General features: G+C 54.8%; 10 protein-coding genes and 1 pseudogene. 7 read left to right on the plus strand and 4 right to left on the minus strand.

Annotation, left to right across the window (positions count from 1 at the left end; translation table 11 throughout):
• Positions 1-147: 147 nt before the first annotated feature.
• The 3 genes from VNZ65_RS12235 to VNZ65_RS12245 are packed head-to-tail and all read left to right on the plus strand — an operon-like array spanning position 148 to position 3,574.
• Positions 148-384: a transcriptional regulator gene (locus tag VNZ65_RS12235; protein WP_325669327.1), complete on the plus strand. Its 237-nt coding sequence runs from the start codon at positions 148-150 to the stop codon at positions 382-384.
• Positions 381-3,086, plus strand: a complete 2,706-nt coding sequence (locus VNZ65_RS12240) for a DUF927 domain-containing protein (protein WP_325669329.1) — start codon at positions 381-383, stop codon at positions 3,084-3,086. The genes VNZ65_RS12235 and VNZ65_RS12240 overlap by 4 nt, the downstream gene beginning before the upstream one ends.
• The gene (locus tag VNZ65_RS12245; protein ID WP_325669331.1) at positions 3,050-3,574 is read left to right on the plus strand and encodes a hypothetical protein; all 525 of its coding nucleotides are present in this window, start codon (positions 3,050-3,052) and stop codon (positions 3,572-3,574) included. Before VNZ65_RS12240 ends, VNZ65_RS12245 begins: the two co-directional genes overlap by 37 nt.
• A gap of 121 nt (positions 3,575-3,695) precedes the next feature.
• Here the strand turns inward: VNZ65_RS12245 and VNZ65_RS12250 are convergent, their stop codons facing one another.
• Complete coding sequence (locus tag VNZ65_RS12250) at positions 3,696-3,938, minus strand: helix-turn-helix transcriptional regulator (RefSeq protein WP_325669333.1); 243 nt, start codon at positions 3,936-3,938, stop codon at positions 3,696-3,698.
• Between the two features lie 179 nt (positions 3,939-4,117).
• Between VNZ65_RS12250 and VNZ65_RS12255 the strand changes: the two genes are divergently transcribed.
• Complete coding sequence (locus VNZ65_RS12255; RefSeq protein WP_325669335.1) at positions 4,118-4,342, plus strand: hypothetical protein; 225 nt, start codon at positions 4,118-4,120, stop codon at positions 4,340-4,342.
• A gap of 603 nt (positions 4,343-4,945) precedes the next feature.
• Here the strand turns inward: VNZ65_RS12255 and VNZ65_RS12260 are convergent.
• Positions 4,946-5,227, minus strand: coding sequence for a hypothetical protein (locus VNZ65_RS12260; protein WP_325669337.1), 282 nt, complete (start codon positions 5,225-5,227; stop codon positions 4,946-4,948).
• A gap of 227 nt (positions 5,228-5,454) precedes the next feature.
• Positions 5,455-5,739, minus strand: a pseudogene (locus VNZ65_RS12265) (type III restriction endonuclease subunit R); the annotation flags it as partial.
• An 11-nt stretch (positions 5,740-5,750) separates the two neighbouring features.
• Between VNZ65_RS12265 and VNZ65_RS12270 the strand changes: the two are divergent.
• Both VNZ65_RS12270 and VNZ65_RS12275 read left to right on the plus strand, forming a co-directional pair.
• The gene (locus VNZ65_RS12270) at positions 5,751-5,969 is read left to right on the plus strand and encodes a hypothetical protein (RefSeq protein ID WP_325669338.1); all 219 of its coding nucleotides are present in this window, start codon (positions 5,751-5,753) and stop codon (positions 5,967-5,969) included.
• A gap of 23 nt (positions 5,970-5,992) precedes the next feature.
• On the plus strand, positions 5,993-6,238 hold the full coding sequence (locus tag VNZ65_RS12275; protein ID WP_325669339.1) for a hypothetical protein: 246 nt from the start codon (positions 5,993-5,995) through the stop codon (positions 6,236-6,238).
• A gap of 407 nt (positions 6,239-6,645) precedes the next feature.
• On the opposite strand, the gene VNZ65_RS12280 is transcribed toward VNZ65_RS12275, so the two are convergent.
• Positions 6,646-7,023 carry a helix-turn-helix domain-containing protein gene (locus tag VNZ65_RS12280; RefSeq protein WP_325669341.1) on the minus strand — a complete coding sequence of 126 codons (378 nt, stop codon included), beginning with the start codon at positions 7,021-7,023 and terminating at the stop codon, positions 6,646-6,648.
• A gap of 674 nt (positions 7,024-7,697) precedes the next feature.
• Between VNZ65_RS12280 and VNZ65_RS12285 the strand changes: the two genes are divergently transcribed.
• Positions 7,698-12,109: aminotransferase class III-fold pyridoxal phosphate-dependent enzyme (locus tag VNZ65_RS12285; RefSeq protein WP_325669343.1), on the plus strand; the 4,412-nt coding region annotated here is incomplete at its 3' end.

Consider the following 12,109-nt stretch of genomic DNA (forward strand, 5'->3'; position numbering starts at 1 on the left):
TCAATACTTCATTTAACTTACCTGCCTATTCATGCTAATTGGAGGATAAGTTTTCATAAGTTCCCGAGCTATTTTTCTCACGCCGTAGTTCTTAACATTTGCCTCAATCCGGCATCCAGCCCGGTACAAAGCAAAGGATAGGCAACGATGGCAAACCCCACAGCAGCAACTAGCAAAACTCTTCCTGCGGACGGCATGAGCCGCTGGAATCAGATCGCCCCATTTTCTCCCTTCAGCCGCGAGAAATTCCGGCAGTTAGTTCGCGCCGGTAAAGCACCGCAGCCGGTGAAATTCTCCGAGCGTTGCACCGCTTATCAAAATCGCGAACTTCATCGTTTCTTTGCTGACCCGTTAAATTATCGTGCGGATGGGTTTGTGGAATGAGTGCAGTCCTGTTAATCGATACGGCAACGCAGTTTCGTGATGCACTGGCGGCATATAATCTGCATCCTGTCGACATTGTGGCGGACGGTGCAATACACCGTTTTGATTCTCCAGACGACAAGCGCGGCAAGCAGTCGGCTTGGTACATCCTACATGATGACGATTTACCTGCAGGGGCCTTTGGTGACTGGAAAACCGATCTGTCCGAAAAATGGTGCAGTAAGTCTGTTACTTCCTTGCCCCCGATGGAACGTCAACAGTATAGTGATCGCATCAAACGGGTCAACGAGCGGGCAGCAGCAGCGAAGCTGGCACACCAGGCAGCGGCTGCACAGGTATGCGAGAGAATATGGTATTTGGCTCGAGACGCGACCGACGATAACCCATATTGCCAGCGCAAGGGGATTAAACCGTTTGGATTGCGAGAGTTCAAAGACCGCCGTACCTTGATCGTTCCTGTGCGCGACGCAGACGGCCTGCTCATCAGCCTGCAATTCATTGACGCTGATGGCGGGAAAAAATTTAAGAGCGGTGGGCGCATCGAGGGCGGGTATTACAGCTTCGGCGGCAAACCTATCGATACCGTGCTCATCTGTGAGGGCTTTGCTACTGGCGCTAGCCTGCATCAGGCAACCTGCTATCCCGTTACCATTGCATTTCATGCGGGAAATCTGGAGGCGGTTGCGAAGAGCATCCGTGCCAAACTCCCAGCGATGCACATTATTATATGTGCCGACAACGACCGTTTCACCGAGGCGAGCAATACCGGCCGCGATCACGCGACGAGGGCAGCGTATGCGGTATCGGGTGTGCTAGCAGTGCCGCAGTTTCAGAGCGACGATAATCGGCCTACCGACTTTAACGACTTGCACTTGATCGAGGGTGTCAACGCCGTACGCAATTGCATTGAGGCAGCGCAGAACGTTCCTACCCCAGATACTAAAAGCGGCGCCGCATTGATTGGTGCTACTGAAATCACCAAGGTAAGCAAGGCCCCACGGAAAACGGTACAGAGCACAACGGGCCTGCCTTATGGCTTTAGTATTGCAAATTCCGGCGTTTTTTATACGTCGGAAGGCAGCGATGAAAAGCCCGGTAAGTCGATACGGGTGTGCGCACCGATGCGTGTCAAAGCGATGATTCGGGATCGTGCCTCAGAAAATTGGGGGCGTGTCATCGAGTTTAACGACGCGGACGGCGTGCGGCACCAATGGGCGATCCCGATGGAAATGCTGGCCGGCGACGGTGCAGACGTGCGGCGGGAGTTGTCCCGCCTTGGGCTGGAGATTGGTGCTAGTCTGTCAGCAAAAAACAGATTGTCCGAGTATCTGATCGAGAGCAAGCCGAAGGAACGGGCGCGGTGTGTCCAGCAAACCGGATGGTTTGACGATGTATTCGTCATGCCAGATCGCACCATTGGCGACAGTAACGAGGTTGTTTTGTATCAGTCTGAAAACAAGACAGCATGCCAGTATGTGCAAAATGGAGCGCTTGAACAGTGGCGCGAGAACGTCGCACGGCTTTGCATGGGAAATAGCAGATTGATCCTTGCGGTGTCGGCAGCGTTTGCGGGAATGATCCTCCGTCACGCCGGGCAGGAGTCAGGCGGCCTGCACTTTGTTGGCAGCAGTTCAACCGGGAAGAGTACAGCACAACAGGTAGCGGCTTCAGTATATGGCAGTCCTTCATTTAAGCAAAGCTGGCGGGCGACCGGAAATGCGCTGGAAGGCACGTGCGCCCTACATAACGATGCGGCGCTGATACTAGATGAAATGGCGGAGGTGGAGCCGAAAGAAGTCGGCAGCATCGTCTATATGATCGGCAACGGCACGGGCAAGGGACGTGCCGGACGCACGGGCGAGACAAAGCAGCGTAAGACATGGCGATTGATGATCGTCAGTTCCGGCGAGATTGGCTTGGTGCAGCACATGCGCGATGGCGGCAAGATCGCGAAGGCGGGCCAAGAAGTACGTATGATCGATGTTGCTGCCGATGCTGGTGCCGGGTATGGTTTATTTGAAGAATTGCACGGCTATGAGGGCGGCGCTAAATTGTCGGATGCGATCAAGGCGTCAACGCAGGCCTGGCACGGCACGCCCGCCATTGCTTTCTTGGAGCATCTGACGCGTGATCTGAAAGCATTCTCTGTCACAATAAAACAAGCCATGAGCGGCTTTGTTGCAGCTCATTTGCCTAGCGACGCTGCCGGCCAAGCCGAGCGCGTGTGTAGTAGATTCGCGATTATTGCTATTGCTGGGGAATACGCTACCAGCGCAGGCATTACCGGATGGCGGCAAGGCGATGCAGTCGCGGCGGCGGCCACGTGTTTTAAGTCGTGGCTGGATAGTCGTGGTGGCGGGGGCAATCAGGAAAGAATGGCAATTCTCTCCAGCGTGAAGGCTTTTTTTGAATCGCACGGCGAATCGCGATTCTCCGACATCAAAGACACGTCAGGTCGGGTGACAGTCAATCGCGCCGGTTTCAGAACAACGTCAGATGCAGGTCAGGAATATTTTGTGCTGACCGAGGCATACAGGCGCGACGTATGTGCGGGGTTTGATATGAAAACAGTCAATAAGATGCTCATTGATGCTGGATGGCTTGTACCGGACAGTGCCGGGAAGGCAGCGCAAAGCAAGCGATTGCCGGACATGGGAAAAACACGATGCTACGTTTTTACTTCCAAAATGTGGGAGGCGTAGTCATGTGGCTTAATGCGTTTAAACCAAAATCTGAACATATATTAAATGACGGTGTTCCGGGTGTTCCATGTGTTCCAACAGCCAGCGGAGCCAATGAATATAAAGATCCTGGCGGAATAAAGATACGGAACACAGAAGTAAATCAAAGTGTGCCAGGTGTTCCGCAATCCAATGCTAGGAACACCGGGAACACTACGGGGAAAAATGGCTTGTATGGTAGGTGTTCCAGTGCAAGCGAGCATCCCCCCGGGTTCTCGGCTTGTGGAACATCTGGAACACACGGAACACCAGAAAAACAGCATGCTCCAGAACGTAACGCGAAGTCGGCTGAAAAGTCGCTGGCATTTTTTGGTTCGACTTGGTGCAGTCAGATATTGATGCCGGTCATGATGCTGCTGAACTGCATCACACTAATAATATGGCATGGCAGCTCATGCAAGGCGATGGCATGGGGTTTGATGAAGCAATCAAGTTGGCAACGGGAATAGTCGCCGATGAACAGATCCCGTGTGCGATGAGTTCGACGTCGTGCTGGTGCACTTCCCGGATTGGCGATGATGGCGCAAGCTGCCTGTGAAGCTGCCTCTCGTGGATTCATGAAATGGGGAACTAGTCCTGGATTATTGGAAGCTCTAGCAATGTCGCTGGTTTAACGTTAAGCGCGTGTGCAAGTTTCTCAATATTGTCTATGGTGACGTTTGCAACGCACCGTTCAACTTGACTAACATAAGTTCGGTGAAATCCGGCAAGTTCTGCCAAGCGTTCTTGAGAAATACCCAATAGGGTACGAAAATTGCGCACATTTTCTGCGAAATTTTTGCGTAATGATGGCTTTAGTGTGGATTTACTCATGGCAACGCAGAATCACTTACTTCTGCCCATAAATCTACAGATCATTAATCTACTCTATTTACATCTACTGTATATATATCTACTATATACGCATCTTAATGTCGACAATCCTTGCGCTCTCAGATCAAATCGCGAACTGAGAATGCCTTGGGTCAAACGATTTTTCCTGTAGGAACTGTATGCTTAAACTGAATTTACCCCCTATCGAAGAAGTCAGGGATATTGTTCTTGACATGATGCCTGTGATCGCGCCCGATGCCGATCCTGAGACTGTTCAGAAATCTATCACTCTTGCCGAAAACCTTGTGGCGCTGTTTCATCTTGCGAAGTTCGCAGTAACGACAGAAGCAGTCTTAAAGATAATGTTGTCTGGGATGATTTCGACGACAGACTTTGCAGACTAGAATTTGTAAAAATGCATTTTTAGTTCATGGGAAAACCGATCGCCAGCGATGAAGACTGGTTTTCTCGGCGTGTCGCGCTCACTAGTTTGGCAAGAGGTCCATTGCTAGCACAAATGGTTAATGTAGAAAGTTGGCGCCGCGATTAGTGCGCTATGTGGAACCCAATACCTCAACGATATATAAGACAGTACCTGCGTCAGTTCTTCGGGCATCGCGAGGTCATTGAGGACATCATTGATAGCTCCAAAAACTTAGCATTTCTTAACATCAAAACAGGTCCGTTTTGCACTCTCGATGATGGCCGAATATACTGCCGACTGAATCGCCACCAGTTCACTAGACGCTCGCCAGCCGTTCGAAATACTGCTTTTCGTAGTTCATCGGCGATAGCTGTTTGCAAGGATAAGCTGATCATGATGCTCCCTGCAGGGTAGAGCCCCGGAATCCGCCATCTTTAAAATACCGATACGGACTTCTTCCTGCGAGTTTCTGTGTGTAGAACTGGCTGCCAAGGCTCTGCATGCGATCGGAATGCATAAATAATGTGGCGACGTAACGCCAGATTACTCGGGTCGTTTTAGGAATATACACCCTGTTCTCCTATCACCGTTTTGAAGCCGCGTTCGCGGTAAAATCTGTCAATGTTTTCATAACGCTAGCTGTACTCAAATACGGTAGAAGGCGTGCCGCCAGACCTCCTCCATTTTCAGGAAGCCAGATATCGAAGTGATCCTGATTGGTCCCTTGAAAAATCGTCACGATCAATCCGTCATCGAATGTCACCTCCATTGTAGCGTTTCGTCGACTGGTGTCTTGTACTTGCCTAACTCCAGCTAATGTTCTGAGAACTGCCAATGTATTTGGCAATGTCATCATTGTGTTCATGAATTTTTCCGCCGAACCGATGCGGTACTGGCGACAAGGGCCACCTCCCCAAGGAGGAACAAGGACAGATCTCTCGACATACCAATGTGTTCGTTTGCTTGCTGAATTGACCCGGTCAGTTTGACCCGCCCGCCATACCCTCGCGAACGCCGCGACCCTGTCATAAGATCCCTCAAAACCCAATTCTTTCAGGTCTTCATGGATCTGCTTCAATGTGCGCCGTTTCTTTCCATAGCAATCAGCCCCCGATCCCGATCCCGATCCAGCACACTACGGGCCTCATCTTCGGAGAGCTAATCAAGCAGATGATGCATCTGTTGCCCTGCCAGGTCATAGAGAAAATCAGCATGAGCGAAGTAGTCGATATCATCAAAGTCCACCAAGGCGTGGACGATGTAGTCCTCCAACCGAGCCTCCTTCAAACCGACTTCCGACGCCAAAGTAAACTGCTCGTTGGTACGTAGCATCTGGCCAACGATCTCGCGCTCGCCAGGCTGCAAGTGCAGCTGAGCTGCGAAAAATCTTGCCACACAACTACGGCGGAACGAATTTCAACAAGGCGCTAATCGACAAGCTGCATGTCGGTATCTATAAGCTTGCGAAATATATAACCCAGCTTGCCGATCTGCCGCCGCCACTGGATAAGTTCCCGCTGTGGCGTGCCGAACTCGAATCCATTTCCGGTGCGATCGACCGTGATGAACTACTCGCTCTCGCCCATTTTTCCTTGCTCAAACGGTAGCAACATTCCTGCGCGATCCCGCCTTGTTGGCGGCACAAAGCAATATCTGGCAAACCCTGTTTGCATTGGCGCTGAAGCCCACGCTGGCCGACGCGCGACTGGCAGTACAGCTGACAGATGTTTTGCGGGTCTGGCATTTCCTGCAATTGCTGGATAAAGATTTAGGCAACGACCTGGGCGAACAGCGAGTGCGCGATATCGTGCTGCGCGCGGCCAGTGTTTCCAGATGGGGTCGCCGCCCTGCCGCCAGGGCCCACCATCGGTGGTAAAGGCAAGACTGGCAACTGGGAAGTCCTCGGCGTAGGTACCCGCGGCCTGCTTTTGTATAAGCGGGCCATTTTTTTAGCCTTTGACCAGTAAAGCAATTGAATTTATATCGCTCACGATTAAAGTAGCGGCGTCTATTGCCGCAATTCCTATGGCTTCCGAGGTAAGAGCGTGGCAATTCGGCGCGCAAACGAGCAGGCATCGGCTTGACCATCTTTTTTAACCCAATCAGTGGGTCATCATTCGATGTCAATGTGGCGGGTCAGATTGAAACGCAAAACAACAGCGAGTCCATTGAGGTCGGATCCGCTCCTGATATTCACTGGGCTGGCCAGTTAGACGTTCTCGGTGTCTCCCGCGAATCGCCTGCGGTATCGCCGTTCTTCAGTCGCCAAATAGACAGTTTGGTCTACGACTTGGCGTCATCATTCACCTCTCCGGATCTCAGCCATTTCAAGACCTCTTCGGGCACCCCGTTTCCGTCGCTCATTCTACGTGCAAAGATGGCTACGAGATTGCGCTCATCAGCTTGCAATTCCGAAACTGGAACGGCCTTCATCGATTGAGCGAGAGCCGTCTGCAATTGATCATATTGTTCTGCGCTGATTTTTGGCGCTAAAAATGCGAGCGCCTGGTCTCCGACTTTGCAACTGAGTGCTTTTTCTCCGAGTTCGATGGAGCTCAGATAAGCGGAGCTTACGGATAAGGATGCGGCCATATCTTTCAGCGCCAAACCGAGCTCCAGGCGAATCTTTCTTACACATAATCCGTATGGCGTTAATTTCATTTTCTTCCTTGATTCAACTGCTGATTAACTAAAAACTGAAATTGACTGTTGAAATGCTTATTGGTTCGACAGAGCGGACTCACGGCAACGTCAAGTAGCCGATGCATTTATTTCATCAAATTCTATTGACCCAATTAAACATACCAATCTGATTTTTATTCTACTGCATGGGTTTGTCGTTGTATGGCTGTCAAAAAATACAGGGGGCAGCCGTATTTCATCATGCTGGCTCCAGATCACACCTTGTTTTTTCACATGGAAAAGCGCTCGCCCTATCAAGCCAGACAGACCTACCTGTATATTTTACGAGTTATGTTGTTTTTCAAAGTCAGGTCAAATGCAGGCCTGAATAAGAGCGAATTTAAACAGACTCGGTAGTTTATTTCCTCGATTTTTTTCTAAAAATATCGGAAAAATCTTCCGAGGAAAGCGATCGGCCGCAATCCCTGTTTGAAAAATTGGCGCCACTCTTACCATTAGCGAAAATCAAAATGCAAAATTCCGGCACTGGGGTATCGACGGCACTACAGGATGAGGACTTCCCATGGGAAGCATTAAACGCATCAGACGCTGTTAGTGATGACGATCCAGGATTAGCCGAAAGTAAGGGCGCTGAACGTATCGCCATCATCGGCGCTGCCTGCCGTCTGCCCGGCGCCGCGGATTTACCGTCTTTGCGCGCCTTGCTACTGAATGGGCAAGAAGCCGTACACGGTATCGCTGCCGACAGAAGTGCCATCGCAGTCGACGGCGTGCAAAGAGCCGGATTGATCACCAGTCCGGAATTGTTCGATCCGCAATTTTTTGGCGTTGCGCAGCGCGAAGCCAACCAGATGGATCCTCAGCAGCGACTAGTCATGGAGCTGGCGGTCGAAGCGTTGGAGTCGGCCGGAATAAGCCGCGCATCTCTTGCTGGCAGCCGCACCGGTGTGTATATCGGCATTTCCACATTCGACTATAGCCGCCTGCAAATGAACCGGGATCAACCCCTTGATCTCTATGCCGGCACCGGCAACGCCTTCAGCATCGCCGCCAACCGGCTTTCCTATTTTCTCAACCTGGCCGGCCCCAGCATGGCGGTCGACACCGCCTGCTCGTCTTCCCTCACCGCCACCCACCTGGCAGTGCAGGCTCTGCGTGCAGGGGAAATCGACCTGGCGATCGTCGGCGGCGTGAATTTGTTGCTGGCACCCGACCTGATGAAGATTTTTGCCGGAGCCAGGATGCTGTCGCCCGAGGGCCGCTGCAAAACCTTCGATGAAAGCGCTGACGGCTATGTGCGAGGCGAAGGCAGCGGCATTGTGATTCTCAAACGGTCAGACCTCGCTGTGATCGACAAAGACCGCATCCTCGCGTTGATCGCCGGCACCGCAGTCAACCAGGATGGCCGCACCAACGGCCTGACGGCTCCCAGCGGACCCGCCCAGGTCGCGGTAATCCGCGCCGCGCTGGCCGACGCCGGGTTGCAACCGCAGGATATCGATGCTGTCGAACTGCATGGCACCGGCACGCCGTTGGGTGACCCGATCGAGGCGCAGGCTTTGGGCGAAGTATTTTCCGCCACTCGCAACGCGCCGCTGGCGGTCGGCTCCGTGAAAACCAATATCGGTCACCTGGAAGCCGCGGCCGGCATTGCCGGTTTGCTGAAAGGGATAGTTGCCTTGCGTGAAAGCGCCTTGCCACCCTCTTTGAATTTTCGCCAGTCTAATCCGGATATCGATCTCATCCGCCTCAAGTTGCAGGTCGCCACTTCTACCCTGCCGTTCATCGTCTCCGAGCGGCCGGTCCGCATTGGTGTCAGCAGTTTCGGCTTTGGCGGCACTAACGCTCATGTGATTCTTGAAGGCGCACCTGAACAAAAAAGCCATTCTGAACACCTGGATGCCGGCGCAAGCTGGCTGCTGCCGCTTTCCGCCGCCTCATCCGACGCCTTGCGCTCGCTTGCCGGACGACTCGGACAGCAGCTCGCCGGCGCCTCACCGCAACTGACTGCAGATATTGTCTTTACTGCATCCCTGCGTCGCGATCACATGGATTACCGGCTAGCTGTTACAGGTCGCATGGAAACACTCGTCGCGGCCTTGGCCGCCGCCGCCTGCGGCGAAGACCATCCTGCCTTGCTGCAAGGGCGCCGCCCAGCCGCAGGCGCACGCAAGCTTGCCCTGTACGCCGCCGGGCATGAAGTACAGTCGGAAATGCTGCGCTCCGGGATTGTCATAGACACGGTATTGCAGGAGCTGGATCCGAGCCGCTTGCCGGAACAGCTGAATGGCCGCTGGGATATCTTGCATCTTGGCGAGGCGGCTGCAGAAGTACAAGGGCAGCTGCCGGAACGGCTGCGCATGCTGGATCTTGCGCCCATCGCCGATGAGGATATCGCTGCGAGGATCCGCGCCCGGCTGTATGTCAGCGGACACGCACTAGACTGGACAGCGTTCCAGCCCGCTGGAAAACTCGCCGAACTGCCGGTATATCCTTGGCAGCGCCGCCGCTGCTGGTTCGCATCCGACGAAGCGCTGCAACAGGATTCGGCTCCGGTCATCCAGGCCACCATGCCGGGAAGACAATCCGAGCGGCCTCGTCACGTATATGCATTGGTTGGCGACAGTGTTACCACTTTGGCCGCGCAAGCTGAGCGTGTACTGGCCCAATCTCAAGGGTTGCCGCCACAATCGCTGGCGGATTTCTGTCATGCGGCCAATTCCCTGCTGCGGCTCTCTTCGTCGCCAACCACGGTAGCAACTGCTATTACAGCCGCCGAGCCGGGCGAGCTGCAACGTGGATTGCAACGGTTCATCGAACAACCTGCAGTCTCGCCGCAAGCCGGCGAACAAGGCGTGGTGTTCGTGCTTACCGGCCAGGGTGGCCTGACTGCCGGCGCTGGTACGCAACTGTATCGCAGCCAGCCGCGCTTCCGCGATGCAATCGAGTACTGTGCCGATCTACTGAAAACATCGCTGGACCTGCCGCTGGCGCAGTTACTGTTCAGCGCCGAAGCCGGCGCTGACTTATTGCGTGAAACGCGCTACGCACAGCCGGCGCTGGTGGCCCTGAGCTGGTCGCTGGCGCAGCTATGGGCCGAATGGGGCGTCAAGCCGACGGCGTTGATCGGCCACAGCCTGGGCGAATACACCGCCGCCGCATTGTCCGGCATGGCTAGCCTCGATCAAGTGTTGTCGCTGGTTGCCGCGCGCGGTGTGCTGATGCAAGAAACTTCGTACAACGCCAGGATGGTGGCGATCAAGGCCCCGCTTGATATCGTTTCGGCTCTGGTTGCCAGCATGCCAGAATTGCTGGCTGTGGCTGCCGACAATGGCCCCGAGAGCTGCGTGCTGGCCGGCGCCGCCGGTGCGGTCGAACAGGCGCTGGCGGCTTTGTCAGCGCGCGGCATCCGCTGGCGAATGCTGGATGTTGCGGCGGCATTCCATTCACCGCTGATGGAACCGGTGCTGGCGCGCCTCACCGCGTTGGCGAATCAGGTTCAATGGCGTAGCAATACATTACCGGTCATTTCAAATCTGAGCGGCGGCTTTTTTCAACAAGCGCCGGACGGCAATTATTGGGCACGGCATGCGCGTAGCACGGTGCAATTCAGAACAGGTGTCGAGACCCTGCTGGCGCGCGGCCATCGCCTGTTCCTGGAACTGGGACCGCGCGCCAGCTTGTCCGCTATCGGCCAGAGCGTATCCGGCAGCGTTGCCGCTACCTGGCTCAATTCACTAGATGGCGACGGCAACGACTGGCACGCCATACTTGACAGTGTGGCGGCGCTACATGGCGCCGGCATCGCCATCGACTGGGCCGGATTCGACCGGCCATACCGGCAGCAGCCAAACCATCCAGCTGCCGCAGCTTCCACTGCAACTACGCCAACCACTTCACAGCTGGAGCCATTCATGCATCAAGTTACCAATTCAACTGCGGCGCCGACAATCCAGGGCACCAATACGCATGCGCAGGAATTACGGACCGATCTGGTGAACCAGATCGCCAAGGCCCTGGGCGAATCGGCGGCCGATTTGCAGACCGATCGGCCATTCGTGGAAATGGGCGCCGATTCCGTGATGCTGGCTGAAGCCATGCGCGGCATTCAAGCCAAATACGGGGTAAAAATCAGCGCCCGCCAACTGCTCAATGAACTCGATACCATCGATCGTCTGAGCGTCTACCTGGCGCAGGCCAGCCCAATCAGCCCACTGTCGCCGCAACCGGCCGCGATTGCGCCTGCCGCCGAGTTGCTGCCGATGGCCGGCCATGCGGAACATGTTGCAGACGCGCATCCAGCGACTGAGGCTGGCGGCTACAACATCTTGTTCCAGCAGCAATTGGCGCTGGTACAGCAAGTGATTAATAGCCAGAATGCGGCGCTGCGCAGCGCTGCAAGCGTTTATCCGGTAACCGCGAGCGTTTTCCCCGCCGCATTGGCGGCATCGGTTGCAACCTCCGCCCCGCACGCAGTTGCCAGCGCTGTCAAACAGCTGCCGCATGCCACCATCGCCGTGGCCAGCTCCGTTCCCCAGAGCGCCGTCAATCCGCTGCAAACTGCCCACTATGCATCGTTTTCCAAGGCTTACATCGCCCGCACGGCGGCATCGAAGCAATTAGCCGATGAGCGCCGCCTGCGCTTTGCCGATGTGCGCGCATCGGCTGGCTTCAGACCCTCGATCAAGGAACTGGTGTACCCGATTACCGGCACCTGCGCCGACGGCGCGCGCGTATGGGATGTCGATGGCAACGAATACATCGACATTTCGATGGATTTCGGCGTCAATCTGTTCGGACACGGTGCACCTTTCCTGAAAGCCGCAATCCATCGGCAGACAGAAAGCGGCCTGGCGCTCGGTACCCGTTCGACGCTCTCTGGTGACGTCGCCCAGATGCTGTGCGAGATGACCGGCATGGACCGCGTGCTGTTTTGCCAATCCGGCAGCGAATCGGTCATGACCGCCATGCGGCTGGCGCGCCTGTTGCGCGAACGGTCCAAGATTGCGGTGTTCCGCAAGTCCTATCACGGCCATTTTGACGGCGTCCTGGGCGATCGCGCCAGCACCGGCGAAGGCACCGAACCAGTCGCACCGGGCATCCT

The sequence above is a fragment of the Collimonas sp. genome, from assembly GCF_035566555.1.
GTDB lineage: Bacteria > Pseudomonadota > Gammaproteobacteria > Burkholderiales > Burkholderiaceae_D > Collimonas.

Bases quoted from the DNA above. Each gene is read 5' to 3' on its own strand.
- VNZ65_RS12235 (WP_325669327.1), top strand. From the start codon at position 148: ATGGCAAACCCCACAGCAGCAACTAGCAAAACTCTTCCTGCGGACGGC.
- VNZ65_RS12240 (WP_325669329.1), top strand. From the start codon at position 381: ATGAGTGCAGTCCTGTTAATCGATACGGCAACGCAGTTTCGTGATGCA.
- VNZ65_RS12245 (WP_325669331.1), top strand. From the start codon at position 3,050: ATGCTACGTTTTTACTTCCAAAATGTGGGAGGCGTAGTCATGTGGCTT.
- VNZ65_RS12250 (WP_325669333.1), bottom strand. From the start codon at position 3,938: ATGAGTAAATCCACACTAAAGCCATCATTACGCAAAAATTTCGCAGAA.
- VNZ65_RS12255 (WP_325669335.1), top strand. From the start codon at position 4,118: ATGCTTAAACTGAATTTACCCCCTATCGAAGAAGTCAGGGATATTGTT.
- VNZ65_RS12260 (WP_325669337.1), bottom strand. From the start codon at position 5,227: ATGAACACAATGATGACATTGCCAAATACATTGGCAGTTCTCAGAACA.
- VNZ65_RS12280 (WP_325669341.1), bottom strand. From the start codon at position 7,023: ATGAAATTAACGCCATACGGATTATGTGTAAGAAAGATTCGCCTGGAG.